Source organism: Paraburkholderia sp. LEh10 (assembly GCF_017814945.1).
In the GTDB taxonomy this organism is placed as follows: Bacteria; Pseudomonadota; Gammaproteobacteria; order Burkholderiales; family Burkholderiaceae; genus Paraburkholderia.
The window spans coordinates 1-19,382 of sequence record NZ_JAGIPX010000105.1 but is presented as its reverse complement, the minus strand read 5'-3'; the positions used below and the strand labels follow the sequence as shown (position 1 = coordinate 19,382).

The 19,382-nt window shown below is 59.4% G+C and carries 13 protein-coding genes and 1 pseudogene; 3 read left to right on the top strand and 11 right to left on the bottom strand.

Translation table 11 applies throughout. The features are described 5' to 3' along the window. Positions 1–340: 340 nt before the first annotated feature. The 8 genes from J8I87_RS40815 to mdlC form a co-directional block, all read right to left on the bottom strand. Entirely contained in the window at positions 341–1,411 is a 1,071-nt protein-coding gene (locus tag J8I87_RS40815; protein WP_209938147.1) for a porin, read from the bottom strand. A gap of 148 nt (positions 1,412–1,559) precedes the next feature. Next, on the bottom strand, positions 1,560–2,795 hold the full coding sequence (locus J8I87_RS40810) for an MFS transporter (RefSeq protein ID WP_209938146.1): 1,236 nt from the start codon (positions 2,793–2,795) through the stop codon (positions 1,560–1,562). 71 nt (positions 2,796–2,866) lie between these two features. After that, positions 2,867–3,943, bottom strand: coding sequence for a carbon-nitrogen hydrolase family protein (locus tag J8I87_RS40805; RefSeq protein WP_209938145.1), 1,077 nt, complete (start codon positions 3,941–3,943; stop codon positions 2,867–2,869). 406 nt (positions 3,944–4,349) lie between these two features. After that, positions 4,350–5,339: a helix-turn-helix domain-containing protein gene (locus tag J8I87_RS40800; RefSeq protein WP_209938144.1), complete on the bottom strand. Its 990-nt coding sequence runs from the start codon at positions 5,337–5,339 to the stop codon at positions 4,350–4,352. Positions 5,340–5,415: 76 nt separating this feature from the next. Then, a complete protein-coding gene (locus tag J8I87_RS40795; RefSeq protein WP_245254545.1) occupies positions 5,416–6,576 on the bottom strand; it encodes an alpha-hydroxy-acid oxidizing protein in 1,161 nt (386 codons plus the stop codon). A gap of 16 nt (positions 6,577–6,592) precedes the next feature. Continuing rightward, positions 6,593–7,942, bottom strand: coding sequence for an MFS transporter (locus tag J8I87_RS40790; RefSeq protein WP_035521688.1), 1,350 nt, complete (start codon positions 7,940–7,942; stop codon positions 6,593–6,595). A gap of 231 nt (positions 7,943–8,173) precedes the next feature. Continuing rightward, positions 8,174–9,625 (bottom strand): aldehyde dehydrogenase, encoded by a 1,452-nt coding sequence (locus tag J8I87_RS40785; protein WP_209938143.1) that lies wholly within the window; start codon positions 9,623–9,625, stop codon positions 8,174–8,176. A 54-nt stretch (positions 9,626–9,679) separates the two neighbouring features. After that, positions 9,680–11,290: a benzoylformate decarboxylase gene (gene mdlC, locus J8I87_RS40780; protein ID WP_209938142.1), complete on the bottom strand. Its 1,611-nt coding sequence runs from the start codon at positions 11,288–11,290 to the stop codon at positions 9,680–9,682. Between the two features lie 300 nt (positions 11,291–11,590). On the opposite strand from mdlC, the gene J8I87_RS40775 reads away from it, so the two are divergent. Further along, positions 11,591–12,508 carry a LysR family transcriptional regulator gene (locus J8I87_RS40775; RefSeq protein ID WP_209938149.1) on the top strand — a complete coding sequence of 306 codons (918 nt, stop codon included), beginning with the start codon at positions 11,591–11,593 and terminating at the stop codon, positions 12,506–12,508. A 274-nt stretch (positions 12,509–12,782) separates the two neighbouring features. After that, positions 12,783–13,409, top strand: coding sequence for a tyrosine-type recombinase/integrase (locus tag J8I87_RS40770; protein ID WP_209938140.1), 627 nt, complete (start codon positions 12,783–12,785; stop codon positions 13,407–13,409). Between the two features lie 213 nt (positions 13,410–13,622). Here J8I87_RS40770 and J8I87_RS40765 read toward each other — a convergent pair. The 3 genes and pseudogenes from J8I87_RS40765 to J8I87_RS40755 form a co-directional block, all read right to left on the bottom strand. Next, positions 13,623–15,100: pseudogene (locus tag J8I87_RS40765) on the bottom strand (YncE family protein). After that, a complete protein-coding gene (locus J8I87_RS40760) occupies positions 15,097–15,594 on the bottom strand; it encodes a DUF305 domain-containing protein (protein ID WP_313068181.1) in 498 nt (165 codons plus the stop codon). The pseudogene J8I87_RS40765 and the gene J8I87_RS40760 overlap by 4 nt, the downstream one beginning before the upstream one ends. Before the next feature lie 645 nt (positions 15,595–16,239). Next, on the bottom strand, positions 16,240–17,103 hold the full coding sequence (locus J8I87_RS40755) for an oxidoreductase (RefSeq protein ID WP_209938138.1): 864 nt from the start codon (positions 17,101–17,103) through the stop codon (positions 16,240–16,242). A gap of 1,712 nt (positions 17,104–18,815) precedes the next feature. On the opposite strand from J8I87_RS40755, the gene J8I87_RS40750 reads away from it, so the two are divergent. Then, positions 18,816–19,256: a potassium channel family protein gene (locus J8I87_RS40750; protein WP_209938137.1), complete on the top strand. Its 441-nt coding sequence runs from the start codon at positions 18,816–18,818 to the stop codon at positions 19,254–19,256. Positions 19,257–19,382: the final 126 nt, after the last annotated feature.

The window sequence follows — 19,382 nt, the reverse complement described above, 5'->3', positions numbered from 1 at the left end:
AGCTGCCGGTCGCGCTGTCTGGGGTTCAAGGGCGGTTAACTGAGTGGTTCGGTCATTCACGCCGGCTTTCCGGGGGCAGCGGGTCGGCCATTGCAGACGTTCGACGGGTTTCCACTGAGCGTCGGCGGTATGGCGGGATGCCGACGTTGGCGGCACCGCGCAATCGTGAGCTGTGAGTCGGAAGCACTGTCTGTTGGCATCGTCACGTTGCTTGTGTGCGTCTCGCCGACTGCTATTAAGACATATAGCCTCTCGGCGGATTGACGTTCTGCAAGTCCGCCGACGCGCAACTCGGCATACGACTTCTTCCTCACTCGCGCCGCCTCGTCAAAAAGTCAGGCTAGAATGTGTGGGAGATCCCGACTGAGGCGCCCGTAGTTGTCCCTGTGGTGGCGTGCAAGGTGGTTGGTCCCTGGCTAATCGAAAGACCCAGATCCTGCGCACCGTGGTTATTGATCATGCCGAACTGGGCGCAAACCGACGTGCGCTTCGAGACGAAGTAGTACGCGCCGATCGCCCCTAACAACGAATGGCTGCCGGAAACGGAGCGGTTGTCGACATACCAGACGCCGGTATTCAAGTCGATGTTCGGGCGGAGCATGTAGTCGGCGCCACCACCGTACACGTCGTTGTTAGCCCCGCCGCCAACCTTGATCTTTTCATACGAACCCTTCACGGTCAATGAGCCGATCGTGTACGTTGCGCCAATCAACTTGCCATCGAATCCCACGGTCGTGGGCGGCGTAGTCGACACGTTGCCACCAGGGTTGCCATTGTAATAGGCTGCATTGATGGCGAGCCCGCTCCAGGTGTAGCTCAGACTGGCGGAGTATTGACGGCCGGACTGGAAATTTCCTGCCACGCCTCCCAATGCGTACATCGCGCTACCTTGAAACCCCGCGAGTTTCGGGCTTGTATACGATATGGCATTGGGGTTGAAAATACTGGTTGCACCAGCGGCATTGGCGAGAATCAGGATGGAACTGCCAAAGTTTGACAGGTGTCGCGGGTCCTGTGCAATCAACGACATGAAATACGGAGATTGCTGCAAGCCGGCGCGGACTTCGCCAAACCCGCCTTTCATTCCGACCCATGCGTTGCGGCCGAAAAGGTTGCCGTTCGAGTTGTTATAGCCGCCATTGGCAGTGTCGATACCGCTTTCAAGCTTGAACTCGGCCGAGAGCCCCTCGCCAAGGTCTTCAGATCCAGTCATTCCGAATAGTGACGGAAGGTTTCCACTATCATTAAAACCGACCAACTTTCCACTGTTTCCGCTGGTTTTGTTCAAATAAATCAAACCAGAGTCGACAATGCCATACAGCGAAACGCTACTCTGCGCATGAGATCCGGCAGAAAAAATAAGCCCAGCGGAGACAGCGATTGCGGGCCTGACAACATACAACCTCTTCATCAAAATCTCCCGACCTTTAAAGTACGTTTATTACAATAAGTAATGCTAATGTTGCATATCGAATTTTCTCTTGACAAGAAGCGCCACAGAAACATCTCGAGGTGTGGATACCAGACTTGAGCGAGAACTCAACTCCGGTCAAATTGGCTTAGACGACCTCTACTCGCCGAGCTTCAATCTCTCCGCGGCGACGAGGACACGTTTCTTTAAGGAATAGTCCCACAAGCGCGCTTAATATGGAGACAACGCCGACGATGAGCATCGGATAGGTCAAACCAAACTTGTCAGCAAGACCGCCTGCCACAACTGGCATCAGCACCCCACCGACGAGTTCGCTTACTGCGGTGGGAACCCCAACTGCCGAGCCGGTCAACCGCGGCGGAACAGACTCACATGGGATCACAGCCAGGAACAGGGGTGCGATGCCAAATCCGAAGAAGCCGGCTGCGAAGAGATTCGCGAACTTCGCAATCGGTGCCGCCTCAACCACGACGAAGGCAAGCATCAAAACACCGTACAGCGCCGCCGACAGAACGAGCACAATCCGGCGGCCGACGCGATCTGATATTGCGGGCACGATGATCATGCCTAGGAAGCCGCCGAATCCCCAGCCGGAGATGATCAAACCGACAACGCTTAGTGGAAGGGCGGCAACCTTCGTCAGGTAGAGAGCGACAAACGTGGAGAAAACGAACAGTCCGGTCTGGAACAGCGAGCCAATCAGCGTCGTTAGCCATACGTTCCGGAACTTCAGCACAGCAACTGCGCTGCCTTTCTCGTTCGGCTGGCTAGCGTGTACCGATCGAGGCGAGGTGTTGCGCATTATCTTCGCGAGAATCATCGTCAGGATAATTCCCGGAATTCCCAACACGAAAAAGACCGCCTCCCACCTCATGTGAAGAATCAGCTGCGTAGCGATGATTGGACCCAAGCCAATTCCAAGTAGCGGGAAGAATGATTGGTGAATACCCAGATTCAGTCCGCGCTTTCGTGGCGTGGAAATCTCATCGATCTTTGCAACACTGGTACTGAAGACTCCACCTTCTCCGATCCCAAGAAGTCCGCGTACAGCCAACATGCTGTAGAAAGATTTTGCGACGCCAGTAAAGGAAGTCATCAGTGAGAAGAAGACGGCAGATCCAATGAGAATCTTCTTTCGACCGAATCGATCAGAAAGACTCCCCAGCACCCACGTCGATATCGCCCACGTCAACGCGAGGACTGACGCAATGGCGCCCGCCTGAGTATTATTCAGTCCAAGCTCAGGCATCAGCACCGGGAAGAGATAGACGATAACGAGCCTATCCAACCCGACGACGCCGAATAAAACAGCCAGGAGAACCACAATTGACCACTCGTATCCAGTGTCTTTTTCTGGTTTCATTTCGCATTCCTATGTATCAATCGATCAGCATCTATGGTCTCTTTACAGGGACCAGCCACTTTTACATGAGATTAGCGATCGTTCGCGGGTGTCTCGACCGAGTGGACTTCCTCACCGCCAATCGATTCGATGTTACGTGCCCCTCCTGCTGCCGAGAGGTCACCAATCTCCACCCCATCGCTTCTGTCACGTAACTCGTGCATTGGTGGGCGGCGACGTCTGTCAAGCACAAGTCGGACGACATCGGGTCGTGCATAGTGCCCCGCCGGGTCAAACACTGCTTTCGAGAGCGACTGTAGCGACAAATCGATTTCGGCGAAGAGGAGGCCTTCAACGTCGGGCGGCAACTTCTCGAAGAGTTCTGCACCGTCGGGGCCATAACCTACGCTATGGCCCCCGCCCGCTTTCAGCAAATTTCGCCGTTCGGGAGTATCGCAAAGAAGGTCAATCATTTCTTGACTGACAACTGTCGAGGGTGCGAGGACAAAGCAGCCGCCTTCTACAGCGTAGGTCCGTGTCACTGCGTTGTTGACCTGGTAACTCAAGGCGCTCGCAAAATCGTAAAGGGAAAAGCTGGGCCATGCCGCGACATGTATCTGTTCATCTTGAGCAAACATCGCGGCCTTGGTTAGTGGCTGTACATGCTCAGCGCAGCACAAGGCACCAATCCGACCCAAGGCTGAATCAACGACGGTTAGCCCCTCCCCGGCTCCGTCTCCAAAAACGGTTCTCTCCAGATGAGTAGGCTTTAGCTTGCGGCGCTGAAGAAGCGTCTCGCCATCCGGACCGATTATCCATTGGGAGATATACAGGGATCGCCCCGCGCGCTCTGATAAACCCATGACGACAGTGATCGAGTGCGTACGCGCGGCCTCCCGGAGCTGTTCTGCCTCTGGACTGTCAAAGCTGAGCGAATTGTCGAAATATCGCTGAACATACCCCTCTTGCATGTACCACGCGGGAGTACCAAGCCAGACGTAGAAGGGGTAACCCGGCAACCAGACCTCAGGGAATGCGATGAGGCTTGCGCCTTTGTTCGCTGCTTCCTCGATGAGTCGGATCGACTTTTCGATACCCGCCTGAAGATCCAGGAAGGTGGGCGCCGCCTGAACAACGGCGGCCTTAAAGCGTGGGTGTTTAAGTGTCATGTCTCTACTCCAATCGACTCTTGCCTACTTCAAACGCGTTTCACGGAAGTGTCGGGCCGCAATATTCGCGTTGCTTGATTGAAGCTGAACCCGAACTTGACTGCGACTGCCCGTGGAGTCGTGGAGTTGAACCTATAACCCCATACCAGCGTCACAGCCGACGCAGCGCCGGCGTCGGCAGCGCACACTCGCCGGGCGTGCAGCGCATGTATGTCCAGTGGGATCCGAAGGATAGGGTCGATGCCTGGTCGGGGGACCGCATCTGGGCCAAACTGCATTCACGCTTCGACACCGCCGGCGGCTGGCAGATTACGGAAGACAAGATCTACCAGAAGAACATCGTTGCGACGTTTTCGGGTGTGGAAGCGCGCCGAGACTTACGTCAGACAAGGACAATGATCCAGCGTCAGCTAGCCACGCATCCAAGGCGATGAACGCCCGCACCTACGCCACTTAGTCGCCGGTATTCCCTGGCAGACACCCCAGCATGGCGCCGGAACGCGCGACTGAAGTGCGAGGGGTCATTGAATCCCCATGTCATCGCGATTTCGGTGATGGACAAATGCGCGTAGGCCGGTTGACGCAGCCACGCGGCACAACCGTCCAGGCGACCGGTGATGATCCGCTCGCTCATCGACTCGTGCTCGTGGGAGAACAAACGATACAGATAGCGACTCGACAACCCGAGTGCGGCTGCCACTCGATCCGGATTCAGCTCCGGGTTGCGCAAATGCTCATCGATGAAACGACGCGCCCGAAGTATGTGCATCGTCTTCAGGTTGGTGTCGGCGGTCGGCATCCGGTTGAAGAAGTCCGCCAGGGCCACGGCCACAAGGTGTGCCGTCACCCCCGCCAAACCGGCGCGGGCCTCACCGCACGTCGGCTCGAGCAACAGCTCACGATGAACCGTTGCCACATGCTCGGTGGCAATGCGCCGAATGCCGTCCTCACCGGGGATACGGACCGCCGTATGTTGACGGCTCAATGGCGCTAGTCCCGTCAGCAACTGACGAGGAAATCGAACGGTATAGTGCTCCCCGGAGAAATGCCATTCGAAGTCGCGCGAAGCATCGAACAGCACCATATCGCCGGGATAAACGACTGCGACACGGCCATCCTGTTCGATGGCAGATCGGTTACGCGACTGGATCGAGACGAGCAGGTAGTCGTCCTCGATCGACGACATCGCCCTGCGGCGATACTTCGCGACATGATCGACAGCCGCAATCCTCGAGACGTGCACCCCCCCATTTTCGACAGCGAGCATCTCTCCCTCGAATGCCCCGTCGGACGTCATCGAATACACCATCGGCACGCAGCTTTCCTCAACCTGATGCGCCCAGGCCTCCAGGCGATCGGCGGGAGTGGCAGCGGATTCGGGGGCTGGTTGTTTCATGAGAGACTCCGCTGAGGTGGCGAATCGCAAGCGATGGATCACAGAATCCTCCGCCGGATTGTCTCCGTCAAGTCCATCACCTGCCGGCCGCCATGAGGGGCCGCTCCGCCACGAAGTCACGCGTCAACGCCGAAATTGCCGGACACCCGATCAGCGCCAGCGTGCGATCGATGTCGCGCCGGATCATCGCCAGCACATCCGCAACCCCGGCCTCGCCGTTTGCGGCCAGACCGTAGAGCGTCGCCCGTCCCAACATTACCGCATTGGCGCCGAGGGCGATCGCCTTCACCACGTCGGCGCCTGTGCGCACACCGCTGTCGACAATCAGGTCGGATGCAGGTACGGCGTCTCGCACAGCGGCAATGACGTTTGCGGGCACGGGGAGCCCCGCGTGCTGACGTGCACCGTGATTGGACAGGATGACGCCATCGGCCCCGGCCTCAATACAGCGTGCGGCGTCGGCGCTGGTGAGAATGCCCTTGACCAGCAACTTGCCCGGCCATGCATCGCGCAAACGCTTCAGATCGTCCCAGTCGAATCCTGCGTCCATCTCCCGGCGCAATACCGCCGCCTGAGCCGCCGTATCCGAGGTGGTGTCGGTCGCGAAATTGCGCAGTTGCGGCATGCCGTTCGTGAGGTACGACCAGAGCCACTTCGGATGCGTGAGGCCGTCGTAGGCGGCACGAACACTCGTCCTGAACGGCATGGCAAACCCGTTGCGCAAATCCCGCTTGCGAAATCCGTTGACGGCGACATCCGTCGTCAAGATCAACGTCGAATATTCGGCGGCCCATGCGCGCTCGACAAAGCTTTTCGCAAGGTTCTTGTGGACTACGTAGAGCTGAAACCACAGGTCGCCCTGTACTTCCCGGGCCACTTCCTCGATCGACATGTTCGACGCGGTCGACAACGCAAAGGGTATTCCGGCCGCGGCAGCCGCCTTGGCCAAGGCCACATCGCCCTTCGGCCAAAACGCGCCATTAAGACCGGTCGGCGCAATTACAAGGGGGGTCGGCAGCGATTTGCCGAGCAGCCGCGTCCGTTGTTCCCGCGCGCTGACGTCCACCAGTCTGCGTGGGCAAAACTCCCAGCGGTCAAACGCCGCCCGATTTTGGTGCAGCCCCGACTCGTCGTCGGCGGCCCCCTCCAGATAATCGAACACCATGGCCGGAAGGCGCTTTTTTGCCTTGGCCCGATAGTCATCGACGTCGAACACGCCCTTCATTTTCTTCGTCATTCGGTTTTTGTATCTTTCAGGCTCTCTTGACCGGTGGAATGTGCCGTCGAACCACCATCAAGCAAACGAATACAAGCAACATCGCGGTAGTCAACATCGCCAGATAGAGCGATGCGCCGCCCGCGGTAATCACAAACGCACCCGCAAACGCACTCAGGATCGCGCCAAGCCGGCCGAAAGCCAAGGCCGTCGCCGTGCCCGTTGCACGCACCTGCGTCGGGTAGACGTAGGCACAAAGCGCGTACATCGTCGACTGCACCGCGTTGACGAACAGTCCGTGCAGGCCGATGCCGAAAATCAGCACCGACGTATGCCCCGTGAAGCCAAGCGCTCGCACGGCCAGCGCGCTGCCGGCAGCCGCCAGACAGCAGATCAGCAATGGCCAGCGCGATCCGAAACGGGCAATGGCGATGGCACACCCGAGGGCGCCGAACACACCGCCCAGGTTATAGGCGGTCAGCCCCGAACTTGCGACCCCCGGGGCAAGCCCCTCGCCCGCGAGCATCGTGGGCAGCCAACTGAATGCACTATAGACGGCCAGCAGGTTCATGAAGAATGCCAACCAGATCGCCAGCGTGTCTCGCCTCTGACCTGGGGCGAAAAGCGCGCTAATTCCGGCACGTTTCTCAGCTTTTTGCTCGATCGCATCGGTGAACGTCGAGTCTGTGCTCACGGCACGCGTCATGCGGCGGAGCAACCCGCCAAGCTCGGGCCACCGCGCTGGATGGCGCGCCAGATAGCGCGGCGACTCTGGCAATGCGAAGTAGAAAAGCGCAGACATCACCACCGGCAATGCGCCACCGAAAAGAAACAGGCCGCGCCATCCGTACATCGGCATCACAATGTTCGCGAATAATCCGGCAAGCATGCCGCCCAAGGGCACGCACAGGATCGTTGCAGTAACCGCGACAGTTCGGCGACGCGCCGGCGTGAATTCTGCCGTCATCGTGGTAGAACTCGGGAGCGCACCGCCAATGCCCAGACCGGCGACGAAGCGCAGCGCGGCAAGGGAGATTACGTCCTGCGACAGCGCCACAGAGCTGGTGGCGACGCCGAACACCATGACACTGCCGATCACCGCCCAGCGTCGTCCGAACCGGTCGGCAAAAAGCCCGGCGCACGCACTGCCGATGCCCATACCAACGAGCCCCGCCGCCACCGCCGGCGCAAAAGCGTTGCGTGTGATGCCCCACTCCTTGATCAGACTGGGAATGGCGAAACCGATCAGTTGGCCGTCGAACCCGTCCATCACGATGGACAGTGCGGCCAGGAAGACGACGATCTTCTGAAACGTCGAGAACGGCCCATCGTCCAGCACGTTGCCGATGTCCACCGCCGCGGGAAGCGGGTGCGCTCGATCGTTCATTGCGCACCCCACGAAGCGGAAGAGAGGGCAGACCTACACACGGGGAACGCTCCCCGTTCTAGAGAGCGCATCGAGATGCGGTGGGTGATGTTCATGCTTGTCTCCTTGATGGCAACCGTTTGGCGCGATGGCCAGCCGACGCGAGGTTCCATATCGTTAAGTTTGCTGCCACAGCGTCGGTCGGCGCTCGCCTCCCGCTGTTCCGCTAGAGTGATCGAGCGCCGTGCGGACTCAGAACGGGTAATGCCGCGGCGTTGTCTGCACGGTCACCCAGCGCAGATCGGTGAACTCGGAAATCCCCGCCTTACCACCGAAATGACCGAACCCACTCGCCTTGACGCCACCGAACGGCATCTGCGCCTCGTCGTGCACTGTCGGACCGTTGACGTGGCAGATGCCGGACTCGATGCGCCCAGCGACGTTCATCGCGCGCGCCACGTCGCGACTGAAGACGGCGGCGGACAGTCCATACTCGTTATCGTTCGCGCACGCGACGGCCTCATCGTCGCCATCGACGCGGACAATCGCTTTAACAGGGCCGAACGATTCTTCGTGATAAATGGCCATTTCCGGAGTCACGTGGTCGAGCAAGGTGGCAGGCACCAGCGTGCTGTCGGCCTTGCCGCCGCACACGAGCGTGGCGCCCTTGGCGAGCGCGTCGTCAATCAGTTGATTGCAGCGCGTGACCGTCGTCATGTCGACGACTGAGCCCAGGACGGTCGGCCCCTCGCGAGGGTCTCCGAGGGGCAGGCTCGTCGCCTTGGCCTTGAGCGCCGCTACGAATGGGTCCGCGATCGCGTTGTCCACGATAATGCGCTCCGTCGACATGCAGATCTGTCCGGAGTTGGCGAACGCGCCGAACGCCGCGCCCTGGACGGCGGCATCGATGTCAGCGTCGTGCAGCACGAGCAGCGGCGCCTTGCCGCCCAATTCGAGCACCGACGGCTTGAGATACTTCGCGCACTGCATCGCGATGATCTTGCCCACCTGGGTCGATCCGGTGAAGTTCACGCGTCGCACGGCGGACTCTGCGATGATGGCCTCCACGATGGCGCCCGCATCTTCAGGCGCGTTCGTCACAAAGTTCACGACACCGGCGGGCAGGCCCGCATCCTGCAGCGCTTCAATGATCAGGCCGTGGGTCATCGGGCAAATTTCCGAACCCTTGAGTACAACCGTGTTGCCACATGCCAGTGGCAGAGCGATCGCCCGCACGCCCAGAATCACGGGTGCGTTCCACGGAGCCATGCCGAGCACAACACCTGCCGCCTGGCGCACGCCAAGTGCGACGCTGCCGGGAACATCGGAAGGAATCACTTCGCCGCCGATCTGCGTAGTCAGCGCTGCCGCCTCGCGAAGGCCGTCGCTTGCCAGCTTGACGTTAAAGGCGGCCCAGAGATGCGATGCGCCCGTTTCCGAGGCCATAGCCTTGACGAACGCGGCTTCGCGCGCCTGCAGCGCATCTGCCGCCTTGTATAACAGCCCGCGGCGCTCGGTCGGCCCCATCGACGACCATTTTGGAAACGCTTTGGCGGCGGCAGCGACGGCTGCCTTCGCGTCGGCGACTGACGCGGCGGCCGCCGTGCTTGCAACGGTGTTGTCGAGCGGGTTTCGGCGTTGGAACGTTGCCCCATCACGCGCGTCTACACGCTCGCCGTTGATCAACATGGATACCTGGTTCATGCCTCTTTACCTTCCAGTTAAGGTGCCCTGACGGACAGAAAAATGCACAAGCGCTTAGCTGATGACGATCTCGACCAGCCGCGTCTCGCCCGACGCCAACGCTTGCTCCAGCGCGGCTTTCAGATGACCCGCATGTGAAACCCGAACGCCCTCGCACCCCATCCCCTTGGCCAACGCGACGAAGTCCAGTCCGGACAGATCGGTGCCCTGTACAGGATCGGTCGGGGCGAAGCCGAAGACGGGCGCGAACTCCTGCAAGGCGGCGTAGCGGGCATTGTTAAGGACGACGAAGGTAATCGGCAAATCAAGCTGCACGGCGCTCCAGATGGCCTGAGGCGAGTACATGCTCGACCCGTCGCCGATCAGCGCGATCACCCGATTTTCCGGCTTCGCCAGCGCCACGCCGACGGCAGCCGGCATGCCATAACCCAGTCCCCCACTGGCCATCGTGAAGAACGTGTGCGCACGGGTGAATGGCAGATAGCGCTGCATGACCGGCCGCGCGCTCGGGGCCTCCTCGACCACCACATCATTTGCCTTGCGCACTTCGGCCAGCGTTTGCAGCGCGAAAGCCGCCGAGATGACCTCGGTTGCCTGTGCCCGCTCCGCGGCGCGACGGGGTGCCGGATACTCACGCGAGGTCGGTGGCGACGCGGCGATCAGGTCGCGCAGCCCAAGTTTCAGGTTGGCCACGATCGATGTTCCGACGGGCGTCCACGCTGCCGTCGCGGGATCGTCGATGATCTGGAACAGCGTCGCCCCTGCGGGGACATGGGGACCTCTGCCTTCCACGTGATACGAGAAGGCCGGCGCGCCAAGCACAAGGATCACGTCGTGCCCTTCGAGAAGGCTAACGATCTTTTCACGCATGGCCGGCAGAAAACCGGCGAACAGAGGGTGATCTTCTGGAAAGCTGCACCGCGAGGACATCGGCGCGACGTACACGCTGGCGCTTTGCTGCTCGGCGAGCTGGACCACCTCGTCCCAGGCACCAGCGCGATCGACCTCCGCACCGACGACGAACGCGGGATTACGGCACCCGGCGAGCGCCTCGCTGACAAGCGAAACCAGCGCAGGCTCCGGGCGTGCGCGCGTACTCACCTGCGTCGACTCGACCATTTCCGCGGGCTGATCCCAATCATCAACTGGAATCGACACGAAAACGGGCCCCTTCGGCTCCTGCATGGCGATGTGATAGGCGCGGGCGATTGCGAGCGGCACGTCGGCGGCGCGTGCCGGCTCGATACTCCATTTGACGTACGGCCTAGGCAGCTCGGTGGCCTGCGAGGCGGCGAGGAACGGATCGAACGGCAGAATCGAACGAGCTTGCTGCCCAGCCGTCACGATCAGTGGAGTACGGTTCTTGTAAGCGGTAAAGATGTTCCCCATGGCATTCCCGACGCCTGCTGCTGAGTGCAGATTGACCAGCGCTGCATTGCCGGTCGCTTGCGCGTAGCCGTCCGCCATGCCCACGACGACAGACTCCTGGAGGCCGAGGACATAGCGGAAGTCTTCTGGAAAGTCGCGAAACATCGGCAGCTCTGTCGACCCGGGATTGGCGAAAACGGACGTGATGCCGAGTCGCCTCAACAAATCGATCACGGCGTGTCGAACCGTGATCGTCGCTGCGCCATGACGGCCAACGGCCTGTGTGCTGTGCTCCATGTACATGTCCAAATACGTCGACCTTCGTTAGCCGACCGTGATTGCGATGGAGCGGAGTATGGGAGCTGGACTGTTGTTTGAAAATTGCCAAATCAGTCAAAACTCATTACATTTGGGCATGAGTTGCTGGAGATCGAGCAGTGCCTCGACTCCGGCTCGCCCTTGTCTGGCGCGCATTCACGGTTGCTCGCATCCTGTCGCCCGCTGGAGCGACTCAGGGAAAATACCGACGCCATGCATGGAAGTAATCTGTGCAACGCTTGCACCAAGAGCCCCTTTTTTGTGTCCCCCATCGCCGTTATGAGCTTCAGCCTTCAACAGCTGCACATGTTCACAACCATCGTCGATTGCGGCAGTCTGGGACGTGCAGCAAGCACACTCGGATTAACGCAACCGGCACTGAGCCGCGCCATCAAACGACTTGAATCGACTGTTGGGTCACCCTTGTTCGAACGTCATGCCAAGGGTATGCAACTGACGGCGATAGGCGAGGCGCTGCTGCCGCATGCAATGTCGCTTCAGCGAGACGCCGAAAATGCACAAGAAGAACTCGATGCAATGCGCGGACTCAAAAAAGGAGTGATCAAAGTGGGGGCGGTAGCCAGCATTGCGACTCTCGTGCTGCCGGTCGCGTTGGGTAATGTTTTGAAGAAATGGCCAAACCTTCGCGTCGAGGCGCACGAAGGCGTTTGGGATAGGCTTGCGGAAGGCCTTTTAACACACGAGATCGACATCGCACTCGCAACATCAGACGTTCAAACCGACGAAATTTCAGCCATCGCCGACTGCCGCTGGACCGATTACAGCCACGTCGTCGCCTCCGCGAACCATCCCCTGCGACGCAAGCGCCAGCTTCGTCTCGAAGACACGCTGTCGCAGCAATGGACCCTGACACCAGAGGGGACCAGTCCATACGCACACATGAAATCGACGTTCGCGACAGCAGGAGTCCCCTTCCCCGAAATTGCGGTGCAAACGCGCTCCGTGACGCTCATCAAGAGCCTCGTGGCACGTTCAGGGTTCATCACCTGGATGTCGGAACCAATGTATGACATGGAGAAGGCGGCCGGCATTCTTGATCGGCTGAAAATCGACGGACTAGAGGCCCCGCGGACACTCACTGCATTCAGGCGTCGCGACGGAATTCTGCCCGCCCCCGCAGCAAAACTGCTGGACGAATTGCGGCATCTTACGAGCGGCACACCCGATCGAGCATAGCGTCCGGAGCACGCGTTCATTGACAACGAGACCTGACATTCGTGGCCATCGATGTGCGAACGTCAGGAAACCGACTTTAAGCTGCCTCACTGCCGTTGACACCTGAACGTCAACTATGGCCGAGTACTTGCCGGCCGACATGACTGCACGAATGACCGTTGTACCTTGGAAGCTGCCGTTGACGTCACGGCGGATCGAAGGGCCGAAGTGGGTCGGGTAGCGCCCATTGCTCCGGACTCAGACTGAATCTCCCTTCAACCGAAAGGAGATTGTCATGAGCACATCAACCGGCACGGGTTCGTCGCGGGTACCGTGGAACAAAGGAAGATTGACCGGCCAGAAGCCGCCGTTGAAGCTGAAGGAAATTTGGGCGATACGCGTACGCCTGCAGCTTTCGTCCCGGGCGCGGGATCTCGCAATGTTCAATCTCGCCATCGACAGCAAGCTTCGAGCATGTGATCTAACGAAACTGCGCGTACGCGACGTTTGTCACGGCGAGCACGTCGCCAGCCGTGCGACGATCATGCAGCAAAAGACACAGCGGCCTGTGCAGTTTGAAATTACCGAACAGACCCGTGAGAGCGTGGCGGCATGGATAAGGCTTGCGGGACTGCACGCAACCGACTTTCTATTTCCGAGCAGAATTCACGACTCTCCGCACTTGTCGACGCGGCAGTATGCCCGACTGGTTCATCGGTGGATTGCGTCGATCGGCCTTGACGACACAGCCTACGGTACCCACACGATGCGCCGGACCAAGGCGTCTCTCATCTATCGTCGCACGAAGAACCTCAGGGCTGTTCAGTTATTGCTTGGTCACACGAAACTTGAAAGTACAGTGCGCTACCTCGGCATCGAGGTAGATGACGCACTTGAAATGGCAGAACAGACAGAGGTTTAGGTTGTTAGGCCGGTCAGCGAATGGTCGCTGACCGGCCACGAGTTGCCGTTTGCTCGTACCGTCGATCAGAAATTGAGGCGTCGGTTTCCACTCAGGATCCGGCCATTCAATTCGCCGCCGCTACAGGATCGTTCCTGTGACTGCCGGGATCAGGTAGCCGTGCCGCGCGCAACTTCTGCCGCCGCGAATGACATCTGGCGGCGGCAGATCCGATTACAGCGATTGCACCTGCACGGGAGCCCCGGGCTTACCCGATACCTGGGGGGCGACCACGAGGTAGCGGCGCTTGTCTGCGGCGGTGCTCACGCCAGGTGTGACCAGTTGGCGAATCTGACCGAGCGCATTGACGATTGCCGAGCCGGCCGGATTGGACATGAAATTCGCAAGCACCTGCACGTCACCCGTGCCATCGGGATTATCGGCAAGACCAAGTACGTAGGGCTGCTTCGGTTGCAGGCCGGTGACAGCGGGCCTGGAGAACCTGCACGAGCCCCTGGTCGAACAACGCGACCGTCGTAGGTGCATTTGCGGCATCCGCCGTCTTGCCCGATCCCACCGGCACCAGTGCAATATGGACGCTCTGACCCGCCAGGCCAAGTGTCTGCAGGTTCTGCGTACCATCACCTTCCGGCACCGCATTCGGCACATAGGTGACAGCCTGCGGCGCCTGGCCAATGGGCACAGTCGCGATGACCGTGTTGGTCAGTGTGTCGATCGCAGTCATCGCATCGGCGTTCTCGAGACCGACATAGATGCGGCTGCCGTCCCCCGACGGCCATAGCCCATGTGGCAGGTTGCCGACAGGGATCGTGGCGACCTGCGAGAAGTCGTCGGTTCGAAACACCTTGACCACGTTCAGGCCTCCAACGGTGACGTACGCGAACGTGCCCTTGGCGTTATGCACGATGTTCACGTGATTCGTGATCGGGCCCGTGTCGAGTGTCCTGACCAGTGCGAATGGCGGTCTTGCATCGAACACCTGGACCTTGCCGATGTCCTTAAGCGTGAACCAGACCTGCTTGCCGTCGGGCGTCGCCGCGAGGTCAGGACAGAAGGGGCTGGCCTGCTTGACCGTGCCGGCGATCTTGTGGTCGGCCACGGACACCACCGCCGTCTCCGGGTTGAAGGACGAACAGACATACCCATACTTCCCGTCCGGTGAGAAGATCTGCATGCCGGGGCCAGCCGGGATGGTAATGCGGGTTTTCTCCTCGTATGTCTTGCCGTCGAGTACCGCGACGTAGTTTTCGCCACGCACCGTCACCCAGACTTCCTTTCCATCGGGAGTGAAGAAAGCCTCATGAGGCGAGCGGCCGACGTAGGTGACATGCTTGACGGCGTTAGTCTGCGTGTCGATGAATGAAACCGAGTTCGATCCGATCGAGACGACTGCAATCGTGTGATGGTCCGGCGAGTAACCCATGCCGTGCACGAGCAGTTGGCCTTTGTACAACGGACTGAAATTACCCGGCGACGGATCGCCGAGGCGAATCAGGCCGAGCAGCCTGTTATCGGCCGGGTCGATCACCGACACCGTGTTCGAAAACTGCTCGGCAGCGTAAACGCGATCGTGGTGGCTTACGGGAATGTCAGGATCGGACAGCGATCCAGGGGCCTGCCCGGCCCAGGCGAGTTGCGCTGCCGTCAGCGGCCGCGGACAACGCGATGGTGACTATCGAATGGCGTTTCATTGTTGCTCCTCCTGCATATGCGTGGGCATGTTCATTTGCATGCCGTGGTCGAACGTCGGGTGGGTGGGCGCGGCAGGGATAGAAGCTGGCCTTTGCTGGTCTGGAGCAGGGGCCGGTGGTGGCAATGGCTGCCCGAGTGCGACGCGCATGGCGGCGATTTCCTGCTGTTGCTCGACGACGATCTCTTGCGCGATGCGGCGTAACTGTTCGCTGTGTCCGTAACGCAGCTCGGCCTGTGCCATGTCGATGGCACCTTGATGGTGAGGCACCATCATTGCGACAAAATCGCGATCGACGTCGCCTGTCGGTCTCGCGGACATGCCGTCCATCATTCTTGTCATGGCGGCATCGTTCTCCTCCAGGAAGGGCACTTCGTTGGACGCACCGCTCTGCAAACCTGCAGCGGAGGCGTGCGACTCGCAAAGCGCCGAGATCGCGAGGTCAATGACGACGCTCAGGATCGTCCGCGCGGTATGAGGACTTGGGGTAGGCACGATGGTTCTCCCTTTGTGGCAAATAGCTGTCTCCCATAGGAGTGAACCCATCAGATGCGGAGTTATTCCGTCTCTCACACAGATTCCGCGCAGATGAAGGGTTCGAAGCCCGCTGGGCTGCCGCGCCATCGCCTGTCGATGACGGTCGGCAATGCCTGAGATGCTCCTGCCGCAGCGTCAGCTTTGAGGTGCCGTGCCTGAGCCGGTCCAAGCGGGTGGCGACGATCGCTCGGGATCGCCGACTAGAGCACCAGTGCGCCGTCAAACGTTTCCGGTCAATGCGTTCGCGCATGAAGTGCCCCGATCCGACGATAAAGCATGATGCACACGGCGGTGTAGTTAGCCTGTATGCGCGGGCGGCGGCCCCGACACTACCTTCACGAAGGCAGAAAAAGTTTCACTGAAGAAAGGGGTATGAAGGTTTAGGTGACGGGTGGCGTTGCGAGGATAAATGACTCGAGAAGCTGCATTTTGAATTTTGAATGTCTTGAACACGATATACCCTTTTCTCGGGATTGCAGGGAAGCGACAAGTTGGCGTTATTACCGCAAATATGTCGCTCGCTGGAATGTTCCCGAGCTACGTGGATTTTCGTCCGGCTTCCTGAATGCACAAGTAGGATAGTCCGCCATTCAATACGCCGATCTAATTTGTCGGAAACGTCGGGATGGGTCCCACTGCACCGACGTCAGTTGACACGCTGACCGCTTGCCAACGATCCGCATCGGCTGCTCTCGCTTCCTCAGCCCGACGTGCAAACTGCAATGCGTCGCTTCCGAGCAGAATGTGGGGCGGTAATGTCTCCGTTTCAGCAATCTTGAGAATAACCTGTGCGACTCTGACAGGATCCCCAGACTCATTGCCCCAATAGCCTTCCATCTGCTTCACGCTCGCACCGACTGAGGGTTCGTAATCGGGCAACAGTACCGGTCGGTCCGCGTGCGCACGCTTTCCCCAATTGGTACGCATTCCGCCCGGCTCAAGTGCCGTAACCTTGACGCCGAAAGGTGCAGTTTCCTGCGCCAGACCTTCGGTGAAACCACCGACGGCCCACTTCGACGCGAAATAGGCCGCGTTGCCCGGAAAAGCGGTACGGCCACCCAGCGAAGAGATCTGGATGATGTGGCCGCCACGCTGCTGCCGCATGACCGGAAGCGCCGCGCGGGTAAGATTCACTACACCGAAAAAGCAAGTCTCGACCAGTCGACGAAACTCGTTCGATGGAACCTGCTCAAATGGGCGGGTGTCCCCGTAACCGGCGTTGTTCACGAGCACATCAAGTCGACCAAACGCATCAACCGCTGCATCGACCGCCTCCTGCCCTTGCGACTCGTCCGTGACGTCGAGTTCGATGGCCCGGACGTTCCCGCCAGACCGGGCCACCAGTTCATTTAACAGATGAACGTTGCGGGCGGTCGCGACGACCTGGTTGCCAGCAGCCAAAGCGGCTTCGGCAATGATTCGACCCAGACCACTTCCGCTACCGGTAATTAGCCAAACTTTAGACATGTTGATTTTCCTTCTATCGGAAAGGTGACCAGCCAGTCATTCAAATTAGAAAAAGTTGACGCAACGCCTTTCACAGAAACTCGAACGTCGCCATGCAGAACTGTCCGGCATGTTTCGCGTTCCGTTGAATTTGGCGCAACGGCTATGCCGATTTAACTATTGCCATCGGGCGCGGTGGCGCCAGCCGGGCCAGGCTTTACAGCGACGATGGCGCACGGCATTTGGGTTCGAACGTCATGACTATCGCTTGTGGAGTTCATGGACCCAATGCACGATCCAGACATTGCGCAAACAGCGGTCGATGATGTTTATTCCGGTCTTCAACCGTAGGCCTGGATGAGACTCACATTTGGACGATGGCTCATTGCGACAGACCAGCGTACCGTGGGCGATTCGAATGGGGTGAGCAATTCCTACGGGAACGAGGCGCTGCCTCGCGTGCGCCCTTCGTCACGCGGTCAAACTTCACAACGGTGTCCCCAAGGATGAAATAAACGGCGCAACTACGTGTTCGCATCTAATCGACCCGATCCGAGAGAAATCCGATGCGCCAACCTTTTGCAGACAGCCGCTCCGGGAATTCCCGCATCTTCGCCCGGCTGGGATGCGCGTTCGCCGCGTCAGTCATCGCGATTGCCGCGAACACGGCCTTGCTGTCAGCCGCGGACTATTTTCATCTGGTAACTGCTCGAGGCGGGCTTCTTTCCTTGTTACTCCAGGTGGCGCGCAGGTACGTCACCGTAAGCTCCATTTATCAGACATATGGTTTCCAACAGGCTTTCCATATTGCCGTTGGGATTGGCATGGGTATCGCCTACGCTTTTTCGTTAGCGTGTCCGCGTGGCAGCGCGTGGAGAAGAGGAGCGACGTACGGGGCGCTCGTTTGGCTGGCGAACGCCTGTGTCATCCTACCGATGAGCCATCAGGGCTTAGCGGGATATCGCGTTATAAGCTTCGGTGGCATGCTGTATTTCGCTTGCGCTCATACGGTGTTCTTCCTGCTTTGCGCGGTTCTCTTTGAACGGTTTTATCGTGGGCACTCAACACGCAATAACGCACCGTCATCGGACGTTCGAGGACGCCCGTGCGTTCTCTTTAGCATGGCAGACGATTGCCGATGCCCGTGTACGCCGGAGACCTCGCGCGAGGAGGCATGCAGTGGCGCGGCGCGACGCACAACCCGTGTAATTGAGAGCTAACGCCGGGCGATTCGAATGGCGGCTCCGGCCAGCCAGAGTTACACGTTCGTCTGTTCAAAGGCAAGGCAGGCGAGGGCTCGGAAGGTGAATAAGTCGGCCTTCTCAAAAAAATATGGGCATTGGAATATCTGCCTCAACGCCGACGTCCACCTCGATGGGACACAGCACTATGGCCGCTGTGCCCTTGCGGCCATCATGATAGAGCAGTCGTGTATGACCGGAGTGGGGTCGTGAGTTGCCTTCGCGCAATGATTTCGTTGATTGCACACCGATTGGCAATTAACGGCCATCAGCCGTCGTTCGTCTGTGCCCGCACTCAGACATTCGGGCGACTGCTTCGCTCAGTAAGCGACCGTTCGGCAGGCCCAATATTTGGAGCGGAACATGGCTGGGTGCGGCTGACGCAATGTGTCTTATGATTGGTCGGGGTAGCAAATTTTGAACTTGCGATCTCCGCGTCCCGAATACAGAGCCTTACGTACCAGTGCGTTCCCCCCGAAGGCGGAGTCAATCATGGTGCACTATGTGCTGGTCGCCTCTCCGGTCATGCTTCTGTGCCTGCTGCTGCAGGGCGTGGTCGTCGCCATCTGCCTGCGCGGCTACGCGCGCTTCCGGCACGCCTATAAGGGTAAGGAACCGCTGTGGATGGATGTCTTGCTGTTGTCAGCAGTGATGCTGTTGACCTTGCTCTGCAATTTCGCCCAGATGGCGATCTGGGCGGCGCTGTTCATGTTCTTGGGCGAGTTTTCCGATTTCACCACTGCTCTGTATCACTCTGGGGTCAACTTTGCCACGCTGGGATACGGCGACATTGTCATGTCCAGGCACTGGCGCATGCTTGGCCCGATCGAAGCCGCCAACGGCATCCTGATGTTCGGAGTCTCAACCTCGATGATGACGGCGGCGGTCATGGAGGTGATCAAGTACCACGGTGCCCGGCTGCAGCAGGAGTAGCCGCGAGAGCACGGCACATGAGGCGCTGAAGGAATGAAATTCGGCAGCATCGGGCCGTGGCGGCTGCTCGAGTGACCGTTGTACCTTCCATGTGGTCGTTGATAGCCCAGGAGGTGAAGGGCCGAA